This window comes from Vibrio sinus (genome assembly GCF_023634645.1).
GTDB lineage: Bacteria > Pseudomonadota > Gammaproteobacteria > Enterobacterales > Vibrionaceae > Vibrio > Vibrio sinus.
The window spans coordinates 50,414-69,963 of sequence record NZ_JAMKMR010000010.1 but is presented as its reverse complement, the minus strand read 5'-3'; the positions used below and the strand labels follow the sequence as shown (position 1 = coordinate 69,963).

Sequence of the window (19,550 nt, the reverse complement as noted above, 5' to 3'; positions counted from 1 at the left end):
AACGTCGAGTGGAAAAGGATCTATAGATGAGCCTAAACTTTCTAGAATTTGAAAAGCCAATTGCGGAACTTGAAGCAAAAATCGAAGCACTACGTGGTGTTTCTCGTCATGGTGGCGAAGGTGCAATTGATCTAGATAAGGAAATCGAACAGCTTGAAAAGAAAAGCTTAGAATTGAAGAAAAAAATCTTTAGTGATTTAGGTGCGTGGGAAACAGCACAGCTAGCGCGTCACCCGCAACGTCCATACACACTGGATTATATTGAGCACGTATTCACTGAATTCGATGAACTGGCTGGTGATCGTGCTTTTGCTGATGACAAGGCAATCGTAGGCGGTATTGCACGTTTAGAAGGACGCCCAGTGATGGTTATCGGCCATCAAAAAGGTCGTGAAACTAAAGAAAAAGTTAGACGTAATTTTGGTATGCCTAAGCCTGAAGGTTATCGCAAAGCACTACGCCTCATGAAAACGGCAGAGCGCTTTAATATGCCTATTATTACCTTTATTGATACAGCAGGTGCATACCCAGGCGTGGGCGCTGAAGAGCGTGGTCAGTCTGAAGCGATTGCCACCAACCTAAAAGTAATGTCTGGACTTAAAGTGCCTGTGATTTGTAATGTTGTTGGTGAAGGCGGTTCAGGTGGTGCACTTGCAATCGGTGTTGGTGACTACGTCAACATGCTGCAATACTCAACCTACTCGGTGATTTCTCCAGAGGGCTGTGCATCTATCTTATGGCGCGATGCTGAAAAAGCACCTCAAGCTGCAGAAGCGATGGGGCTTGTTGCTCCTCGTCTTAAAGAGTTGGAGTTGATTGACGAGATCATCGAAGAGCCTCTAGGTGGAGCACACCGAGATTACAAACAAATGGCTGAGAACATGAAAGCGACATTGCTTGCTCAGCTAAAAGAACTGGATAACCTAACTAAGGATGCGTTGCAAGAACGTCGCTTCCAACGCCTAATGAGCTACGGTTATTGTTAAGCAATATCTATTAGTGAAGGGTCGACTTAGTTCGGCCCTTTTCTTTTTGTGGTGTTCTACCATAAAATTGTCAATAGACAGTGGAAACGGCAGCAATAGGCAGTCATGAGCAGTATTCATTCAACCTTCGCGCAAACTCTTAGCCAGTTCGTTTCAGCTGAGTCACGGTTAGTGATTGCGTTTAGTGGTGGTGTTGACTCACGTGTTCTTTTAGAACTCAGTGCTTGTTTTGCCAACCAGCAATCACTAGATTGTATTGCCATTCACGTCAATCATGGTCTTAGTCGCCATGCTTCGGCTTGGTCAGCTCAGTGCCAGTCTTGGTGCGACGAGTACAATATTCCCTTAGTGATAGAAACCGTGTCGCTTGATTTAAGCCAAGGTGAGAGTGTTGAGAAGCTTGCGCGAGACGAGAGATACAAAGCATTAGGTAAACATATTAACCCCAATGACATTGTGCTGACGGGGCAGCATGCGAATGACCAACTAGAAACCTTTTTACTAGCTTTAAAGCGTGGCAGTGGCCCTAAAGGGCTGGCCGCTATGCCTGAGAGTAAAGCCTTCTATTCTGGCAAGATTGTCAGACCCTTACTTGGTGTAGCACGTCAAGAGATTGAGCAGTACGCTAATGAACGTGGTATGGATTGGATTGAAGATGAAAGCAATCAAGATGTTCGATTTGATAGAAACTTCATTCGCCATCAGGTGACACCAACTCTAGTGCAGCGCTGGCCTTCGTTTGCCCAATCTATTCGTCGTAGTGCGCATTTGTGCGCCGAGCAAGAAGCATTGCTAGAAGAGTTACTTCAAGAGTCATTGCATTCGTTATTGGATTCGAAAAAGAGCATAGACATTGATGGGCTAGCTCAGCATAGTGACAGAGCCCGCTGGCAGCTTATCCGCATGTGGATGAGCCAGTCAGGTTATCTTATGCCTAGCTACGAGCAGCTTAAAAAAATATGGCACGAAGTCGCCTTATCTGCGCAAGATGCCAATCCACAGCTCAATACTTCAGATTGTCAGGTGAGGCGATTTAATAACAGACTATATATACTTTCTGAGATGATGGATGTGTCGAGTTGGAGCGCTCAGATTTATCTCGATACGCCTCTGCAACTACCGGACAAGCTTGGTTATGTCACTCTATCGGGACACTCTGCTACGGCAAACCTATCGATTCCCAGTAACATGCAGCAAAGTTTGTCGATCACGTTTAATCCCGAGGGTTTGTCCGCGCACCCGGTAGAGCGTAATCACAGTCGCAAACTAAAAAAGCTGTTCCAAGAATATCAGGTGCCAAGTTGGCAGAGGCGGCGCACTCCGATCTTAATGTGTGGAGGAAAGGTGGTCGCCGTTGCTGGGTTATTTGTCGATCGGGCATTTGAAGGTCAAGACTGTGAGATAATCTGGGACAATATAGCAGAATCTGTGTGACACTTATTTTGTTTACTACAACTTGAAACATACAAGGACGTCTTATGAAAAACTGTATCAATACTTTGTTGCTGATGATGCTGGCAGTGAGTACTTCTGCTTTCGCAAATGGAGATATTGCCGCTGGCCATAAAAAGTCCTTGGTGTGCGCAGCCTGCCATGGTTCTGATGGTATCTCGGCAATACCAGGTTATCCAAACTTGAAAGGTCAGAATGAGCAGTATTTAGTGAATGCGTTAACGGCCTACAAAAACAATCAACGAGGCGGAGGCTTGTCATCGGTTATGCAGACCCAAGCTTCCTTATTAAGTGAAAGTGACATAAAAAACCTTGCCGCCTACTATGCGAGCTTAAAGTAGCCAGTTGAATGTCGATGGGCACTAGATAATAATGGGCCTAACCCATTAATGTGTAAGGATTAAAGATGAAAAAAGTAGAAGCGATAATCAAGCCTTTTAAACTTGATGATGTGAGAGAAGCGCTGGCTGAAGTCGGGATCACAGGCATGACGGTCTCTGAAGTGAAAGGCTTTGGTCGCCAAAAAGGGCATACAGAGTTATATCGCGGCGCCGAGTACATGGTGGATTTTCTACCCAAGGTAAAATTAGAAATCGTAGTGTCCAGTGATGTTCTTGATCAGTGCGTAGATACCATCGTTGACACGGCTCAAACGGGCAAAATCGGTGATGGCAAAATCTTTATTACTGATATCGAGCGAGTGGTTCGTATACGAACTGGCGAGGAAGACGAAGAAGCGATTTAATGATGAGATAACAGCAGTAGTTTCGATTTAGCGTATGAAGAAAAAAACTAAGATCATAGGGGTGATAACGGCGGTGTCCGCTTCGGTTGCGACTGGCTATTCACTAGTGTTTGACCTGCCAAGTGCCCCGACCTTATCGATTATCGATGGTCAAAAAATAGAAAAGCATGTGTTTTGCTATGAGAACAGTGATTCGCAGCCAATTGATAACAATGGCAAAATCAACGTCTTAGTTTGGAATATTTATAAGCAGAATCGCGACAATTGGCAGCAAGCGTTAGCGCGTTTTTCTGCCAATACCCAGTTGATATTATTGCAAGAATCTAGCTTAACGCCAGAGTTAGAAAAATGGATAGCCGATGACAACAAATTTGCTATCCAAGTGGACGCCTTTAAAGCATTCAAAGTGCCAGCAGGCGTACTTAGCCTGTCTACCTCTGCCCCTTTTTTTGCGTGCGCCTATACAGAAAAAGAGCCTTGGATTCGACTACCCAAGTCGGGGTTGTTTAGCTTATATAAGCTATCAAATGGTCAATCGTTGGCGGTAGTGAATTTGCATGCCATTAATTTCACTTATGGCACAAAGGAATATCAAGAGCAAATAAAGACCCTGGTCAGCCGATTGTTGGATCACTCTGGTCCTGTTTTGGTTGGTGGTGATTTTAATAGCTGGAGCGCAGTACGTTGGAAAGTGTTAAAGCGCAATCTGCACGAAATTGGGGTGGAAGAAGTGCCGTTTAGCCCAGACAATCGTAAGCAGTTTATTAACGGGCTACCACTTGATCACCTGTTTTATCGCGGTTTAACCCTAGATCAAGCGACATCTCCGACAACCGATGCATCCGATCATAATCCACTGATAGCCACCTTCACTCTCTCATCCAGTTGAATCTGTTTTGGCTGCTATATCCCAATATGACAGTTAAATAAAAAGCTCGCGTCTAAATAGCGCGAGCTTTTTCGTAGGCTGTGTGAGTGTTACACGCTGACTTTGGTGACGTCGACGTAGAGTTTCAGTTTTTGCCCCGGCTGGATGTATTTCTGGTTCGCAAGGCCGTTCCATTTGACGATATCGTGTCGACTTACCTTAAATCGATAAGCGATGGCATCAATGGTGTCGCCCGTGCGCACTCGATAAAATACAGTACGGATGATGGCGCCATCTGTGGCTTTCTTCCAAATCACAATCTTTTGTCCGATATGCAGGACATCACGTGGTCCCATGCCATTCCATTTGGCTAATGACTTATAAGAGACCTTATTTTCTCTAGCTATCGTCCATAGGTTATCACCTGCTCTAACAGTGTGAGTCAGCTTGTATTGACCTCTGGACTCGGCTTGCAGCTTAGCAAGGCGATTAGAAGCACTCAGCGCGTATGACTCGTCACTTCTCGTGGACGTAGGAATCAACAAATAGTGCCCAACACGAATAGTATTGCCGGTTAGATTATTGGCTACTCTAATCACTTCTGGTGTGGTGTTGTATTTCTTCGCTAAAGAAATCAAAGCGTCGCCAGGTTTGACTTTGTAACGAACCAGTTTTAGGCCTTTTCCAGGATTATCTTTCAGCTCTTTTTCAAATCTCGCTACCGACTTAATCGGAAGCAACAATTGATAAGGGCCTTGAGGATCGGTTGCCCATTGGTTGTACGCCGGGTTTAGCTCTTGTAATTTCTTTAAAGGAATGTTGGCAAACTTTGCAGCAATGGCCAAATCAAGTTGTTCTTTGGGATTCACAACTTCGACCACAGGCTTGTTGGCAATAGGTGGAATATGTACGCCGTATTTTTGTTGGTGTGCCACTATGTCTGCTAAGGCGAGTAACTTAGGAACATAGGCACTGGTTTCGCTCGGTAAGTCAAGCGAGAAAAAGTCTGTCGGCTTGCCGAGCCTTTGGTTTTTTCTAATGGCGGCAGCAACGCGCCCACCACCACTATTGTAAGCCGCAATGGTATTGTACCAGTTACCATTGAATCGCTTGTTCAACTGAGTTAAGTAATCGAGTGCAGCGTCCGTCGCGGCACTCACATCGCGTCTGCCGTCGTACCAGTAGTTGCGTTTTAAGCCCAACATCTTGCCAGTACTTGGCACAATCTGCCACAAGCCAGCAGCACTACCGTGTGAATACGCAAACGGGTCGAAAGCACTTTCTACAACAGGAAGCAAGGCCAACTCAAGGGGTAATCCGCGAGCTTCGATTTTCTTGGTAATCAAGTAAAGGAAAGGCGCTGCTCGTTCGGAGACCACTTTGAGATGCCCAGGGTGGGTGATGTACCAAGTGCGATAATAGTTGACCATCTGATTGTTTGGCACTTTCATATGCAGCTGCATACCGATTCTATGCCAAACGTCTTTTTGCGATTGCGGTGTGTCTTCCGATACCACATGCTCGTGGCGCGAGTGTTCTTCTGAGCGTGAATGTGATGAAGAATACGCAGATGAACTTGAAGGCTGCGTGTCTTTCACTGAAGAGGATGGATTGTTGGTTTGCTCAGGTAGGTTTTTATCAGTCGACTGGGTTAGCTGACACCCCGATAAGAGAATCGCCAAAACCCAGCTGTATTTTACTCGCATTACACAGCCCTTTTATTACACGGCTGCTGATAATACTTGTCAACTCCCGCTGGTGACAAGTAGCAATTTGTCAAAATTCGTTTTTCCACTCGCGCAATGCTGTAAAAATTGACAATGGATCGGTTTTGGCAGTTCGAGCTGCTACTGATTTAATCACACTTGGTTGATCTGTACGCAAAAATGGGTTGACCCACTTTTCTTGGCGAATGGTTGTTGGGATGGTTGGAATGTTCTGTCCACGTAGTCGATTGACCTTATCACGATACTCCCTTAGCAGTGTGTTATCCGGTTCCACTGCTAAGGCAAAAGCAATGTTACTGGCGGTATATTCATGGGCACAGTACACTTCAGTCTCTTCAGGTAAGCTGGTCAGTTTATGTAGTGAAGTAAACATCTCTTCCATGGTTCCTTCAAATACACGGCCACAGCCTGCAGAAAACAGTACATCACCGCAAAAGAGTTTAGCATCGCCAACGTAGCCAATATGGCCATGAGTGTGACCCGCTAGCCCCAAGACTAAGAACACTTCGCCAAATAACTCGATCTGATCGCCCGCTTTTACTTCATGAGTGAGGGTGGGCACTGGCTCAGAAGACGGGCCGACAACGTTAATACCCGGATGTTGCCTCACCAGCTCGGCTACGCCGCCGATATGGTCGTGGTGGTGGTGAGTAATCAAAATTGCATCTAACTTTAAATCATGCTGTTTAAGATAATCTAGAACAGGCTCAGCATCGCCAGGATCGACCACTGCGCAGCGATTATCATTATTTTTTATCAGCCAGATGTAATTATCATTAAATGCAGGTATGCTTTTGATATATAACATTCTCGAGTCTCCAACATCCAAGAGAAAATAGGTATTAATGAAGCCAGCACGTAGCGAAAAAGAGTTAGAAAAACCTCACTCATGGTCCCAACTGAAAAATGGCCAGTGGGTGAGTGAGTCTATCCAGCTTCGCCTCGATGAATGGAGTCCAAAGTTGTTTGGTTACCATCTGCTCAAACTTGGCGGACTTAGCTGCGAACTCACCAGCTCCGATTGTAATATTCAACACCAAGTGAACTTGGATATCCAGAATGAGTTGCATAATATTATCGCTGATGGCTACGATCTACCATTTTTGGAAAAAAGTTTTGATGCCGTCATAATGGCGCATCAGCTTGATTATTGTAATGATCCTCACCGAATGTTACGTGAAGTGGATAGGGTGATGATTGACGATGGTTATCTAATACTCACAGGCTTTAACCCCATTAGTATCACAGGGCTGTCGAGTTTGATGCCGTGGCGAAAAAATAATTTACCTTGGAGCGGGCGTATGTTTACGCCCAATCGAATAAAAGATTGGTTAGGTGTTTTGAATTACCAAGTAGTGCATAGTGATTCTTATGCGGTTTTTCCGTTCCAAACCTATCCGCCGATGTGGACAGCCATTGAAAATAGCTTTAGTGGTTGGATACAATTCTTTGGCAGCTTGTACTTCATCGTCGCCCGTAAAAGAACCTATCCTTTGAAACCGATTCGCCCACATTGGCAGTTAAAACGCAAGCTTTCGCCAGTGAGTGTGAATTGTAATACTCACTCTAAAGTGAAAAAATAAGTCGACACGCCCTAATTCAACCTCCTAGAACGTTAAAAACATAGACTGGCTATATCAAGTGAAAAGCGAAAAACAGAAAATGTTGGCGGGAGAGCCATATAATGCATGGGATCCAGTGCTTTATCACGAACGCATTGAATGCCGTAAGCGTCTGCAACAGTTAAATGGTTCTATTCCAGATACAAAAGAGTGGCGTGATGCAATTGATGCGTTGATACCAGACTCCGAAGGGGCATTTCTAGAACCTCCTTTTCGCTGTGATTATGGAAGCAATATAAGATTGGGTAATAACTTCTACGCCAATTTTAACTGCGTAATTTTAGATGTTGCTGAGGTGCGTATAGGAAGCAATGTCATGTTCGCACCGAATGTTCAGATCTACACAGCAGGTCACCCATTAGATGTAAAGAGCCGAGTGGAAGAGGGCATTGAGTTTGGCTCTGCCATCGATATCGGCGACAACGTTTGGTTAGGCGGAGGGGTAATAGTATGTCCTGGTGTCACTATTGGAGAAAACTCAGTCATTGGCGCAGGTAGTGTGGTCACGAAAGATATACCAGCGAATGTGCTTGCCGTTGGAAATCCTTGCAAAATCATCAAACAGATAGACAATGGATGAAAGCGGACCTGCAGGGCAATGGCCTCTTTCCTTGCTTCATTTACCCGGAAAGAGGCGAGGTATAGTTAACTCACTGGCAGCGTTATTGTTTCATGAGATATTTCATCGGATAGAGAGAAAACGTTAAACCCTATCTCCCGATCATGATCGTACCTTATCGTCTCATCACAACTATGGTCGAATTGAACCCATGAGGAAGGACACGATAAGAAAACAGTGGGGCCACTTTCTTTGACAAAGTAGTTGTGACAATGCCCATATGCCAAATATTTCAAATTATCGATTTGCGATAGAGACTCCATGAATCGCTCACCATTATCAAGGCAGATTTTCTGAAACCATTCAGCGCCAATTTTAAATGGTGGATGATGGATAAAGACCAATTTATTCGATTCCTTGCGAAGTTTCATTTTGACCTTCTCGAAGTGGGCTAGGTCAATTTTTCCACCTCCTAGGTGCTCACCTGGTGTACTCGAGTCTAAAAGCACCACATCGGTGTTGTTAATTTCTACGATGTCTTGTATCGGAAAAAATTCATCCTGAGAGGCAAGCTTACGCATCAACGATATGTCATCGTGGTTGCCAGGAATTGCATAGGCTTCGCTTTGAGTATATTCCCGGATAAAGCGGTATAGTGCGAGGTAGTGCTCTTGGTTTGGCTTCATGACTAAATCGCCAGAAAATACCAAAACATAATTATCGTATCGGCGGTTTATTTCTTCTAGGACTGCAGATAAGTGCTCTCTAGATTTATGACTCTTATCAGATGCACAAAAATGTGAATCTGATATTTGAATGATTTTATTCATACCTATGTAGTTTCCCTAACGCAACTATTGGCTTATCTCGTAACCCTTGTCATCTTCTGTCGGTTGTTCGGCAGCCGCTCTCGCCAGTTCATCACAGATTTCATTTTCTCTGTGTCCCGCGTGACCTTTCACCCAGCGCCATTCAATTTGATGCCTTTGCGACTCTTGGTCGAGTTGCTTCCATAAATCGGCATTTTTGACTGGTTTTTTATCTGCTGTTTTCCAGTCGCGTTTTTTCCAATTGTGGATCCACTGGGTAATGCCCTGACGAACATATTGACTATCGGTGGTTAAAATGACTTGGCAGGACTCCTTTAGTGATTGCAATGCGACAACCGCAGCCATCATCTCCATTCGGTTGTTGGTCGTTAACTTAAACCCTTTTGACAACGGTTTTTCAATATCTTTGTAGCGCAGCAAGATTCCATACCCGCCCGGTCCAGGGTTTCCTAAACACGAACCGTCGGTGAAAATTTCTACTTGTTTCGTCATGATTTGATACTATTGAATGAAGTACGTTATTTACATAGTCTGACACAGTTATTGTTATGAATACTAGCCACAATTCTGAACACCAGCGTATCGTTGTGCTCGATACCGAAACGACCGGTATGAATACGGAAAGTGGGCCTCATTATTTGGGCCACCGAATTATCGAGATTGGTGCGGTGGAGATCGTCAACCGGAAACTAACAGGGCGACACTTTCACGTTTACATAAAGCCAGATAGAGAAATTCAGCCAGAGGCCATCAAGGTTCACGGTATCACAGATGAATTCCTCAAAGACAAACCTGAATACAAACAGGTGCACGACGAGTTTTTAGACTTCATCAAAGGGGCAGAGTTGGTTGCCCATAACGCGCCCTTCGATGTGGGCTTTATGGACTATGAGTTTGGCAAGCTAGGCGAAGCTTCAGGCAAAACCGAGCAATACTGCAAAATCACCGATACCTTAGCGATGGCTAAGAAGATATTTCCCGGCAAGAGAAATAACTTAGACGTGTTGTGTGATCGTTACGGTATAGATAACTCTCATCGTACGCTTCACGGCGCGTTACTCGATGCTGAGATTTTGGCGGACGTCTACTTGCTAATGACGGGTGGCCAAACATCAATGCAGTTTAATGCGGGTGCTCAAGGTGACTCTGGCGCAGCGGGAGCGATAAAACGCGTGGCTGGTGGAAGAAAAGCGCTAAAGGTTTTGCGTGCTACCGCCGATGAACTAGAAGCACACCAAGAAAGGCTGGATCTTATCGAAAAAAGTGGTAGTTGCCTTTGGCGGTAAACTAAAGGCAAGTCGTAAACGGAAAAAGGGGCGCTAGGAGAGATTATGTTAAGGACGATGCTGGCTATGATTGGCGTTTGGTTTAGCGTTAGCGCATTAGCAGCGACAGAGTCCTCTATTTCTTTACTGGATAATCGATTCCGAATTGACCCAACGGTAGAGCAAGTTACGTTTGTCATCTATCGAGCCAAGCCTTCAGAGCCCGTTGTGTTGGTTCGCCCTGATGGCACCAAGTACTTTGCTTGGGATAAGCCTGATAAGGTTCAGTGGTATCAAGAGCCTTCGATGGATATCATTATGATTGATCACCCCATGCCTGGGCCTTGGCAAGCCATAGGCAAGGTGACGCCGAAAAACAATATCAAGCTTTTTTCTCATCTGGAATTGTCTACCGATAAGCTTCCACAGCGTTTGTACCATGGTGAGAAAATCAAGTTCACCGCTCAGCTCACCTCAGACAACAAGCCTTTAGTATTAAGAGACTTTTTAGATAGGTTAGAGCTAAAAGTCACTTTCACGAAATACGTTCAGAATGAGTCTGAATTGTCAGAAGAGGCTCGCCCTATCCCCGAGGTTATTGGTGAATTCGCAGATGACGGTAAAGAGCTAGACGAATACCCAGGAGATGGAATATTCACCGTCACCTTGCCAATTAAACCTCAACCCGGCAAATATAAAGTTCGAATCACATCAGGTAATGGTGTATTTCTCCGAGCACGTGAGCAAGAAGTGTTGGTTTATCCAGAGCCTTTTCACGTAACGTTTATTCAGGCTAGGGAAGAAGGGGTCGATCATCAGGTGATCGTGTCAGGTGAAGAAGGAGCGATCAGGCCAGGATCAATTGCAGCGCACATTAATCGACTAGATCCTGGTGATAAAGAAGTGATGGTTGAGGGCTATGCCAAAAAAGGCAGTATGAAACTCGAACTTAATTTACCGAATACGGGAGACTTGGGAAACTACACTTGGTTTGGACGAGTGTTCGCAACTGAAGTCGGTACCAACCGCCCGTTAATCTTTGATCTCAATAACCGCACTTACAGCGTGTTAGAAGACATCGACATAGAAGAAACAAGGCGTATCCAAGAAGAAAAAGAGCTGCAACAACAAAAATTGATGGAAGAGTTACGTTTACTGCAAATGCGTGAAGAAGCTCGAACGCGAAGTATGATGCTAATTGGCATCGGTAATGTTGTGGCGATTATCTTAGGTTTCGTAATTTGGTTTGTATGGAAGAAATTCAAAGCAAGCCGCCAAGTACCCGAGATGAAGCTCGATATCCCTGAAGAGTAAGGAACTTTTTGTTCTGGACCCCACACCTCTTTGCTTATTGCGTTTTTAGACTTTCACTCTTTTCATCCGGTATCACCTCCGAGTAAGAATCAATTGCACCTTGTATTCTAACTGATATTGGGTTCGTCAATTGAAACCCTTACTTTTTAATAGTGGGACAATAAGTGTTATTGAACTTAATATTTTAAAGGTGCATAGATCTATTGTTGACAATAAAATTAAGTCTTTTTGGTTCAAAAAGATAAAAAATAGCCCAAGCTTCATGGCTTGGGCAAAACTTCTGTCTTACTTTGAAGAGGCCAAAATTTAGACAAAGTTAATAGTTGGCTATAAATTGAACGCAATACTCTATCAAAAAATATTGCTATATAAGCCTTGAACCCAGGGCTTATGGAAAATCCTAAAGTGATTTTCTATGAAAATAGTATCACTTAAGGGGTTAAAATCAATCCTTAAAGTGATATTTTTTGAGTTTTCGAAAAATTACATGTTTTAGAGTATAATTTAGTGGAATTTTCAAACTGTTTAACAATAATAGCCACTAACATCCCTCTAGTGGTTTGATTATTTATTGATGAGAAATATTAGAAAGCTATATTTAAATCGAGATGTGAATGATAGTTTGGTTATTAATATTCGCCGATTGATGCAGAATAATGATGTAAGTGAGGCGAAACTCTCTCGTTATACAGGGATACCACAATCGACGTTACATAAACTTTTAACTGGAGAAACTCTTGACCCCAGAATATCGACATTACAATCACTTGCGAGCCACTTCCACGTTACCGTTGATGAGTTAATTGATAAAAAAGAAAAAGTACAACCAAAAACACAAGCTATTCCTATCATTTCTTGGTCAGATAGCATCCATAATTTATCAATGTTGTGGAAAAATATATCAGTAGAGTCTTATGAACGTTGGGTAGTTGTAGAACCTACATCGGAACTATCTTTTGCTCTATTGAGTAAGCCGTCAATGGAACCAAGGTTTCCAAAAGAAACTGTGTTTATAGTGAACCCTGAAGTGGAAGCAATAGATGGAGATATAATAGTTGTTCATTACCCAGATACTCAAGAAGCAACATTAAGGGTTCTATCTATTGATGGTCCTAACCGATTGCTACTTCCTATTAACACAAACTCGTCACCGGACCCACTACAAGAATCAATAAGGATGTTAGGGGTAGTTGTGCAGTCTAGATTTTCTTATAATAAATGATATAACAATGAAAAATAAATTATACGTTCCAGAACCAGAGTTAATATCTTGTCCTGAATCTAGGGTAATCATGCAAGGGTTTAAGTTTTATCCAATTATCGCTATGTTGTTTATTGCATCCGAAATAATTGGGTTAACTTTAGGCCCTAGATTGATAAATGAATTCGGGTTACTTTTGCCTGGTGGGATTTTATTCTTCCCTTTAACATATTTCTTTATAGATGTAGTGGCTGAGGTCTATGGGTATAAGCAAACTAGGCATTTGATATGGTCAAATATTTTTACACAGATTTTTTATGGACTGATGGTATATGTTTCTCTTGCTATACCTAGCGCTAAAATAATTGAAAATCCTGAAAATTATAATTTAGTCTTAGGTCATATCCCTCATATGGTCGTAGCAAGCATATTAGCAACATCCTCTAGCTATTTTATTAATGCAATTCTCCTTGCTAGGCTAAAAATACTGACTAAAGGTCGATATTTTGGTTTAAGGAGCATATCTTCAACAGCAATTGCTGAAGCAGCATTTTCTATTATATGGGTTATTGTGTTTTTTCATGGAAAGCTGCCAGCAGAAGACCAAGTTTGGTTAATATTATCTCAATACTTTTTAAAAGTAGGTTATGAAGTATGTGCTACACCATTAACATATTTAGCCGCTGGTTTCTTGAAAAAGAAAGAGGGGATTGATATTTATGACTATAGGACAAGGTTTTCGATTTTCTCCCTAGAATTAAATAAAAAAAATGACTCTTGATATAAAAAAGTCGATATTATACTCTACTATAGCGAGCTTAGCTTATGCCATCAGTGGTATTGCTGTTAAATACCTAACTTCTAATACACCATATACTATGATTGTCTTTAGTAGATTTCTAGTTGGTCTATTGTATTTAACCCCATTTGCAATTAGAAATAATGAATTTGCATTGATAAGAAACTATCCAATTCAGTTTGTAAGGGGAGGAGCAGGGTTATTGGCAATAATGTGTTTTTTCTGTTCATTAAAATACATACCCATAGTAGATGCAATAGCATTAAACAATGTTGCACCTTTGTTTATACCAATTATCCTATTTCTATTTTATAAAGTCAGTATATCAAGAAAGCTAATTTTTTGTATAATTATAGGGTTTATAGGTGTGTTATTAATAATAAAGCCGGATAAAGGTATATTTAATTGGATGTCATTGATTGCATTGTTATCTAGTTTTTTTGCAGCTATAGCAAGTCTATCAATAAAGAGATTGAGTAAAACAAATTCTACTCAATCAATACTGTTTTTTTATTTTCTTATTTCTACAGTTTTTTCGGCTTTTTTACTACCAGTAGAATATCCACACCAGACCATAGGGGATATATTACTTATGATAATGGTGGGAATATTGGCCCTCATATTCCAATATTCTGTAACAAGAGCGTTTAAATATTCTAATGCTGAAGTGGTCTCTCCTCTTCTTTATATGTCTGTATTATTTGGCTTGTTATTTGATTGGATATTTCATGACAAGGCACCTTCGTTTTACTCATCCATTGGTACTATATTTATAGTCCTATCTTGTATGTTTATTCTTGTAATTAGAAAACGTGAAAATAATAATCAATGAAGAAAGTAACCTTATTTGATACAACTTTAAGAGATGGAGAGCAAGCTCCTGGAAACACAATGTCAATATCAGACAAGGTGAATATATATAAACAAATTCACTTTAGTGGAGTAGATATCGTAGAAGCTGGTTTCCCTGCTGTGTCAGAGGAACATATTGAAGTCGTTAAAAGTATAAGTAAGTTAGAGCTTGGGAAGCTGTGTGTTTTTGCTCGTGCTAAAAAAGATGATATAGACATTGCATATAACTCTCTATTAGAAACTCATCCTCATCAAATTCAGATCGCTTTTACTGGTTCTGAAATCCATTTAGATCACAAGAGGAAAATAACAGAGAACCAGTCTCTAAATGAGATTGCAGAGTCAATTCACTATGCAAAATCAAAAGGTTTTAATGATATTTCTGCTGGTCTTGAAGATGCTACCAGAGGATCGTTTTCTTATTTGAAAAAGGTTGTAGATAAAGCTATTATTTCTGGGGCAAAAACTATTGTTCTCGCGGATACAGTAGGTTATTCCATACCTTCGGAAATAACACAACTTGTAGAGTTTATTCGAAGCTTTATACCTAGTGACATAAACTTATCTATTCACTGCCACAATGATCTAGGGCTGGCTACGGCAAACTCTTTATCAGCCTTGAAAGCTGGGGCCAACTCAGTTCAGACTACATTTTGCGGTATTGGTGAACGAGCTGGAAATACAGCAATAGAAGAGTTAGTTTGTGCACTTCATGTGAAGAAAGATTACTATAATATTTCTCATAATATTGATATGAAATTAATGTACTCAATATGTAATTCAGTCGCTAAAGCAACTAAAAATATAATTAGTAGAAATAAGCCTATTATTGGAGAAAATGCATTTTCAACTGAATCTGGAATTCATCTACATGGCATGATTTCATGCCCAACTACTTATGAATGTTTAAATCCAATAGATCTAGGTAGGGAAAGAAAGCTTATATTAGGAAAGCATTCTGGAAGAAGAATGACAAAAAAGATATTAAACGATAATGGTATTCTACTTAGCGAGGATGAAATTTCTCTATTACATAAATTTATTATGAAGTCTACTAATCCATCTGTCTACTTAAAAAAAAGAATGCTACTTTCAGCAGTTCACAATTGTCTTGATATTAATGAAAAAAAACTAATAGAGAATTATGATGAAATCACTTGTTAATGTTTCTGGGTCAAATGCAGATTATTTATCAAAAGTTGAAATTGATAAGGTTGGAGGGGGGTATTTTTCATCTTATGAAGTGTCGGATGATTTTATCGTAAAGTCGTTACGAGGGATACTGGGTTGCATGCCTAAAAACATTAACTTTTACGACTTAGGTGGTGGTGATGGATTTCTTGGAGAAAGAATAAGAGAATTTTTTGAGGAAAATGGATTTAATATAACAACGACCATTGTAGATGATAATGTTGATTATTTAAAAAAAGCGAAGGAACGAGGTTTGAATGTTATTAAATCAGACATATCGGATTGCCAAGAGATAAATCGCCCAGATCTTGTCGTTATGCGATCAGTAAATCACTACAATCAGTTCCATACCCAAAGAAAAGTACTACATAACTGCTTTAGGTCTATGGCGGACAATGGATTTTTGGTGAGTCAATTCATCTCTGGATCGAGAAGTGAATGTATAGCAATGAATAAGCTCATGAACCACCCTTTGCTTGGTCGTGCTGGAAATGGTCACTCATACTATGTAACCACTGAAGAGGAATATATAGAACTGCTGCTTGATTCAGGGTTTTCGAATATAGAACATCTTGGTTATGCCAAGACGACCTATTGGGGGAATGAAATGTTATGGCAACGTTTCAATAAAGCACGAACTGAAGAGTTTTTGGAAAAAAATAATCTCCTCGAAAAAAGGTCTATTGAAGAAAGGCATAGAAAATACATTCAGTTATCAAATGAGATTATTGAGAATACATTAAGTCATAGTAATAATTTTAGGTTTAAAAAGAACCTTGGTGGGTATGAGATTGAATTGAAATTCCCGATTATTCGCTGCAAGAAAAATAAATGATTGTCTTGGTGAAAGAATGTTCTTGAAGATAATGAGAAAGTTTAAAAATGAGAAGAAAAAAGTATGTAGGATAGAGGAGGTTAATATAAATACAGGACGTGTGATACTATATTATAAAGGAGGCCTTTCTACAATTGTTCATTCTGATTTAAAAAATGTCACTCAAGATCCAGATATTATCAGTAGTATAAATTCGGTTCATGCATCTTGGTTAGGATACTATTACGGTAAATTTAGAACAACTAGTGAGACTTCGTGGTCACCGAATAAAAGTCCTGGTTTATTCTTGAAATCTAACAAAGGTATATTCAATATATTATCTCAGGATAGGGCTGGAAATATTTTATATGTAAATAAGTTAAATAATGAAAGATACCTTTGTGATCCCATTTCACTTTTACAAAATGAATATGAAATTGATAATTTTGATCCTAGTCAAGCTTGTTATATCGGTATACTGGCATGGTATGGTTTGTCAAAAAGGCAATCAAATTTCCCGACAAAGCCAGAGTTAAGGTTAGTCAGGTGAAGACTTAAAATTAAAAGTATTCATGTATTTAATATGTGCTCGAACTCGGTTCTGTAGGTGCATACATAATCATGAGAATAGCTCCATAAAGTATGGCTTAAATCAACATAAAAATAAAAAAATCCGCTACTGGCTTGCGCCTAGTAGCGGATTTTAGCTTTAACCATTATCTACATTATGCAACGTGATTGGAGAATGATTCTATTGGCAGTGTTGTGGTACTTGCCAGTTTTTGGGGATCAAAGTCATCGACGTTTATTGTTTCTAAACGTCGTTTCTCCGCTTCAATAAGAATCTCTGATTCTTCCTTAGTAATCACATTCTTTTCTAGGCCAATTTCTGCGACAAGATCGAGCTTCAAGAAAGGCCTTCTTGTATTGGTGGCTTTACACACTTTTTGGAATATCGGCTCAGCGGCCAAAATCACTTCCAGTGCTTTTTCTATTTTGCCAACAGGGCTGTTCGCACATTCTTCCCTAAACTGATGACGACCTAACCGAGTTCGAGTGGCACTTGGAGTTTGCAGAATTTGAGCGACTTGGTTGTCAAGTTTGTCATTAGGTTGCGTACGCACGTGGCCAAACGGCATCACCATGACTTTGAGTATTTTGCCAAGCCATTTGTTTGGCAAGTTATCTAGCAATTGCCCCAGTGCTTGTTCAGCTTTATACAAGCTGTCTTGAACTCCCCAATGTACTAGAGGCAGATCGTCTTTGTTTCGTCCATCCATCTCATAGCGTTTAAGCGTGGCAGAGCTTAGATACAATTGGCTCAAAATATCACCAAGTCGCGCAGACAGGCGCTCTTTGCGTTTTAAAGAGCCTCCCAATGTCGCCATGCAGACATCAGACAGCAAAGCTAGGTTAGCACTGTAGCGGTTGATTTGCTGATAGTAACGTTGAGTTTTATCCTTGCTTGGCGAGTTCGAGCCACGTCCATCAGTGATCCCAAACCAAAGGCTTCTCACCAAGTTACTTAGGGTAAATCCAACATGTTTGGTAAGTGCGGTGTCAAATGTGCTTAATGCATCGGAGCTATCTGAGTGTACAGACTGCATTTCAGTCAGCACGTAAGGATGGCAACGAATAGCGCCTTGACCATAAATGATCATTGAACGGGTAAGTATGTTAGCTCCTTCAACGGTAACTGCAATGGGAGCGCCTTGATAGCCTCTGGCTAGGAAGTTTGATGGGCCAAGGCAGATCCCTTTACCACCAACCACATCCATCGCATCGATGATGCTTTGCTGCCCGCGGTGAGTACAATGATATTTGATAATGGCGGATATAACCGATGGTTTCTCTCCAAGATCAATGCCTGCTACGGTTAGAGTGCTTGCCGCATCCATCACGTACGCATTACCACCGATGCGAGCAAGTGGCTCTTCAATGCCTTCCATATGACCAATGGGCTGTTTAAACTGGCGGCGGATACGAGCATATGCCCCCGTAGCCAACGCCGCAGTTTTAACCCCACCAGTCGAGTTAGAAGGAAGGGTAATGCCGCGCCCGACTGATAAACATTCCACTAGCATACGCCATCCTTGGCCAGCCATTTTAGGACCACCGATGATGAAATCGAGAGGAACAAAGATATCTTCCCCGCGAGTTGGTCCATTTTGAAACGGAATATTTAATGGAAAATGGCGACGTCCAATCTCTACGCCCGCCGTATCGGTAGGAATCAATGCGCAGGTGATACCGATATCTTTTTTATCGCCCAGTAGATTGTCGGGATCTTGCAACTTAAAGGCTAGCCCTAATACAGTCGCAACGGGTGCCAACGTAATGTATCTCTTATTCCAGGTAAGCCTCATGCCCAGAATTTTCTCACCATTCCATTCCCCGTGGCATACCACACCATAATCAGGGATTGAGCCAGCATCGGATCCGGCTTCTGGGCTAGTTAGAGCAAAGCATGGGATCTCTTTGCCTTCGGCTAAACGTGGAAGGTAGTGATCCTTTTGTTCTTGTGTACCGTAATGTTGAAGTAGCTCTCCTGGGCCAAGGGAGTTTGGTACACCCACAGTGGAAGAAAGTACACCGGACACGCCAGTCAGCTTTTGTAATACCAGTGACTGTGCGTAAGCAGAAAATTCTAAACCACCGTACTTTTTCTTAATGATCATGGCAAAGAACTTATTGTCTTTTAAGTATTGCCAAACTTCAGGGGGTAGATCCGCAAGCTCATGGGTAACTTGGTAGTCATTAACCATTGCACAGACTGTATTGACGGGGCCGTTTAGGAAGTCCTTTTCTTCTTGGCTCAGCTTAGGTTGATCAATGGCGTTCAGCATTCGCCAATTTGGTTTACCAGCAAATAGCTCGGCTTCCCACCAAACCGTTCCGGCTTCAAGCGCTTCGGTTTCTGTCTGCGACATTTCAGGTAGGACTTTCTTAAACGCCTGAAAAACGTGTCTAGATACTAACTTTTGCCTAATGGCTGGAATGGAAATTAAACTTGCAATAACGACGTAGGCTATCCAAGCAACTGGGTTCGTCAAGCCAAGGAAGGAAAAACCAACCATAAGAACGGTAAGAAAAAGTAGTGTGCTTTTGAGCGAACTACGTTGATAAAGACAAATAAGCAGTACAGCAAAGAAAGCAATAAAAGCGAGTAATGACGCCATTTTATTATCCTCGTGTCTCAGAATAGATTAACTGGTATGTGGTCATACCAGTTATTGTGTTCTTTTGTTATCACCTTGTAAAGAAAAAATTAGCACTATTGCTTAAATCCCGCACATTCTGATCAAAAAGGGCCACAACCTTCTTC

The 19,550-nt window shown here is 41.5% G+C and carries 20 protein-coding genes; 15 read left to right on the top strand and 5 right to left on the bottom strand.

The annotated features are described in order from the left end of the window. Positions 1–26: 26 nt before the first annotated feature. The 5 genes from accA to M9194_RS12020 all read left to right on the top strand — a co-directional run bounded on the left by accA (position 27) and on the right by M9194_RS12020 (position 4,072). Positions 27–986 carry an acetyl-CoA carboxylase carboxyl transferase subunit alpha gene (gene accA / locus M9194_RS12040; protein WP_250612894.1) on the top strand — a complete coding sequence of 320 codons (960 nt, stop codon included), beginning with the start codon at positions 27–29 and terminating at the stop codon, positions 984–986. 105 nt (positions 987–1,091) lie between these two features. Further along, on the top strand, positions 1,092–2,420 hold the full coding sequence (tilS, locus tag M9194_RS12035; protein WP_250612893.1) for a tRNA lysidine(34) synthetase TilS: 1,329 nt from the start codon (positions 1,092–1,094) through the stop codon (positions 2,418–2,420). 44 nt (positions 2,421–2,464) lie between these two features. Further along, the gene (locus M9194_RS12030) at positions 2,465–2,779 is read left to right on the top strand and encodes a c-type cytochrome (RefSeq protein ID WP_250612892.1); all 315 of its coding nucleotides are present in this window, start codon (positions 2,465–2,467) and stop codon (positions 2,777–2,779) included. A gap of 65 nt (positions 2,780–2,844) precedes the next feature. Continuing rightward, the gene (gene glnB / locus M9194_RS12025) at positions 2,845–3,183 is read left to right on the top strand and encodes a nitrogen regulatory protein P-II (protein WP_250612891.1); all 339 of its coding nucleotides are present in this window, start codon (positions 2,845–2,847) and stop codon (positions 3,181–3,183) included. A gap of 34 nt (positions 3,184–3,217) precedes the next feature. Next, positions 3,218–4,072 (top strand): endonuclease/exonuclease/phosphatase family protein, encoded by an 855-nt coding sequence (locus M9194_RS12020; RefSeq protein WP_250612890.1) that lies wholly within the window; start codon positions 3,218–3,220, stop codon positions 4,070–4,072. Positions 4,073–4,161: 89 nt separating this feature from the next. Here M9194_RS12020 and M9194_RS12015 read toward each other — a convergent pair whose 3' ends face one another. Together M9194_RS12015 and gloB are read right to left on the bottom strand one after the other, a co-directional pair. Then, entirely contained in the window at positions 4,162–5,757 is a 1,596-nt protein-coding gene (locus M9194_RS12015) for a lytic transglycosylase (protein WP_250612889.1), read from the bottom strand. Between the two features lie 70 nt (positions 5,758–5,827). Further along, entirely contained in the window at positions 5,828–6,586 is a 759-nt protein-coding gene (gene gloB, locus M9194_RS12010) for a hydroxyacylglutathione hydrolase (protein WP_250612888.1), read from the bottom strand. Positions 6,587–6,623: 37 nt separating this feature from the next. On the opposite strand from gloB, the gene M9194_RS12005 reads away from it, so the two are divergent. Then, positions 6,624–7,361, top strand: a complete 738-nt coding sequence (locus tag M9194_RS12005) for a methyltransferase domain-containing protein (protein WP_250612887.1) — start codon at positions 6,624–6,626, stop codon at positions 7,359–7,361. A 58-nt stretch (positions 7,362–7,419) separates the two neighbouring features. After that, positions 7,420–7,980, top strand: a complete 561-nt coding sequence (locus tag M9194_RS12000) for a sugar O-acetyltransferase (RefSeq protein WP_250612886.1) — start codon at positions 7,420–7,422, stop codon at positions 7,978–7,980. A gap of 65 nt (positions 7,981–8,045) precedes the next feature. Here the strand turns inward: M9194_RS12000 and M9194_RS11995 are convergent, their stop codons facing one another. Together M9194_RS11995 and rnhA are read right to left on the bottom strand one after the other, a co-directional pair. Further along, on the bottom strand, positions 8,046–8,789 hold the full coding sequence (locus M9194_RS11995; RefSeq protein ID WP_250612885.1) for a metallophosphoesterase: 744 nt from the start codon (positions 8,787–8,789) through the stop codon (positions 8,046–8,048). 24 nt (positions 8,790–8,813) lie between these two features. Further along, positions 8,814–9,281, bottom strand: coding sequence for a ribonuclease HI (rnhA, locus tag M9194_RS11990; RefSeq protein WP_250612884.1), 468 nt, complete (start codon positions 9,279–9,281; stop codon positions 8,814–8,816). Between the two features lie 56 nt (positions 9,282–9,337). On the opposite strand from rnhA, the gene dnaQ reads away from it, so the two are divergent. The 8 genes from dnaQ to M9194_RS11950 all read left to right on the top strand — a co-directional run bounded on the left by dnaQ (position 9,338) and on the right by M9194_RS11950 (position 16,775). Further along, the gene (dnaQ, locus tag M9194_RS11985; protein WP_250612883.1) at positions 9,338–10,075 is read left to right on the top strand and encodes a DNA polymerase III subunit epsilon; all 738 of its coding nucleotides are present in this window, start codon (positions 9,338–9,340) and stop codon (positions 10,073–10,075) included. Positions 10,076–10,120: 45 nt separating this feature from the next. Beyond that, complete coding sequence (locus tag M9194_RS11980) at positions 10,121–11,368, top strand: TIGR03503 family protein (protein ID WP_250612882.1); 1,248 nt, start codon at positions 10,121–10,123, stop codon at positions 11,366–11,368. Positions 11,369–11,942: 574 nt separating this feature from the next. Beyond that, positions 11,943–12,590: a S24 family peptidase gene (locus tag M9194_RS11975; protein ID WP_250612881.1), complete on the top strand. Its 648-nt coding sequence runs from the start codon at positions 11,943–11,945 to the stop codon at positions 12,588–12,590. A gap of 7 nt (positions 12,591–12,597) precedes the next feature. Then, entirely contained in the window at positions 12,598–13,350 is a 753-nt protein-coding gene (locus tag M9194_RS11970) for a queuosine precursor transporter (RefSeq protein ID WP_250612880.1), read from the top strand. After that, positions 13,340–14,200 carry a DMT family transporter gene (locus M9194_RS11965; RefSeq protein ID WP_250612879.1) on the top strand — a complete coding sequence of 287 codons (861 nt, stop codon included), beginning with the start codon at positions 13,340–13,342 and terminating at the stop codon, positions 14,198–14,200. The genes M9194_RS11970 and M9194_RS11965 overlap by 11 nt, the downstream gene beginning before the upstream one ends. Then, positions 14,197–15,384, top strand: a complete 1,188-nt coding sequence (locus tag M9194_RS11960) for a LeuA family protein (protein WP_250612878.1) — start codon at positions 14,197–14,199, stop codon at positions 15,382–15,384. The genes M9194_RS11965 and M9194_RS11960 overlap by 4 nt, the downstream gene beginning before the upstream one ends. Continuing rightward, positions 15,365–16,246 carry a methyltransferase gene (locus tag M9194_RS11955; protein ID WP_250612877.1) on the top strand — a complete coding sequence of 294 codons (882 nt, stop codon included), beginning with the start codon at positions 15,365–15,367 and terminating at the stop codon, positions 16,244–16,246. Before M9194_RS11960 ends, M9194_RS11955 begins: the two co-directional genes overlap by 20 nt. A 16-nt stretch (positions 16,247–16,262) precedes the next feature. After that, complete coding sequence (locus M9194_RS11950; protein ID WP_250612876.1) at positions 16,263–16,775, top strand: hypothetical protein; 513 nt, start codon at positions 16,263–16,265, stop codon at positions 16,773–16,775. A 175-nt stretch (positions 16,776–16,950) separates the two neighbouring features. Here the strand turns inward: M9194_RS11950 and fadE are convergent, their stop codons facing one another. After that, complete coding sequence (gene fadE / locus M9194_RS11945) at positions 16,951–19,404, bottom strand: acyl-CoA dehydrogenase FadE (protein ID WP_250612875.1); 2,454 nt, start codon at positions 19,402–19,404, stop codon at positions 16,951–16,953. Positions 19,405–19,550: the final 146 nt, after the last annotated feature.

Coding starts and splice junctions, on each gene's coding strand:
- M9194_RS11965 (WP_250612879.1), top strand. CDS start 13,340: ATGACTCTTGATATAAAAAAGTCGATATTATACTCTACTATAGCGAGC.
- M9194_RS11950 (WP_250612876.1), top strand. CDS start 16,263: ATGTTCTTGAAGATAATGAGAAAGTTTAAAAATGAGAAGAAAAAAGTA.
- M9194_RS12015 (WP_250612889.1), bottom strand. CDS start 5,757: ATGCGAGTAAAATACAGCTGGGTTTTGGCGATTCTCTTATCGGGGTGT.
- rnhA (WP_250612884.1), bottom strand. CDS start 9,281: ATGACGAAACAAGTAGAAATTTTCACCGACGGTTCGTGTTTAGGAAAC.
- M9194_RS11995 (WP_250612885.1), bottom strand. CDS start 8,789: ATGAATAAAATCATTCAAATATCAGATTCACATTTTTGTGCATCTGAT.
- M9194_RS11970 (WP_250612880.1), top strand. CDS start 12,598: ATGAAAAATAAATTATACGTTCCAGAACCAGAGTTAATATCTTGTCCT.
- M9194_RS11955 (WP_250612877.1), top strand. CDS start 15,365: ATGATGAAATCACTTGTTAATGTTTCTGGGTCAAATGCAGATTATTTA.
- gloB (WP_250612888.1), bottom strand. CDS start 6,586: ATGTTATATATCAAAAGCATACCTGCATTTAATGATAATTACATCTGG.
- tilS (WP_250612893.1), top strand. CDS start 1,092: ATGAGCAGTATTCATTCAACCTTCGCGCAAACTCTTAGCCAGTTCGTT.
- glnB (WP_250612891.1), top strand. CDS start 2,845: ATGAAAAAAGTAGAAGCGATAATCAAGCCTTTTAAACTTGATGATGTG.
- M9194_RS12005 (WP_250612887.1), top strand. CDS start 6,624: ATGAAGCCAGCACGTAGCGAAAAAGAGTTAGAAAAACCTCACTCATGG.
- M9194_RS12020 (WP_250612890.1), top strand. CDS start 3,218: ATGAAGAAAAAAACTAAGATCATAGGGGTGATAACGGCGGTGTCCGCT.
- M9194_RS11975 (WP_250612881.1), top strand. CDS start 11,943: ATGAGAAATATTAGAAAGCTATATTTAAATCGAGATGTGAATGATAGT.
- dnaQ (WP_250612883.1), top strand. CDS start 9,338: ATGAATACTAGCCACAATTCTGAACACCAGCGTATCGTTGTGCTCGAT.
- M9194_RS11960 (WP_250612878.1), top strand. CDS start 14,197: ATGAAGAAAGTAACCTTATTTGATACAACTTTAAGAGATGGAGAGCAA.
- M9194_RS12030 (WP_250612892.1), top strand. CDS start 2,465: ATGAAAAACTGTATCAATACTTTGTTGCTGATGATGCTGGCAGTGAGT.
- M9194_RS11980 (WP_250612882.1), top strand. CDS start 10,121: ATGTTAAGGACGATGCTGGCTATGATTGGCGTTTGGTTTAGCGTTAGC.
- fadE (WP_250612875.1), bottom strand. CDS start 19,404: ATGGCGTCATTACTCGCTTTTATTGCTTTCTTTGCTGTACTGCTTATT.
- accA (WP_250612894.1), top strand. CDS start 27: ATGAGCCTAAACTTTCTAGAATTTGAAAAGCCAATTGCGGAACTTGAA.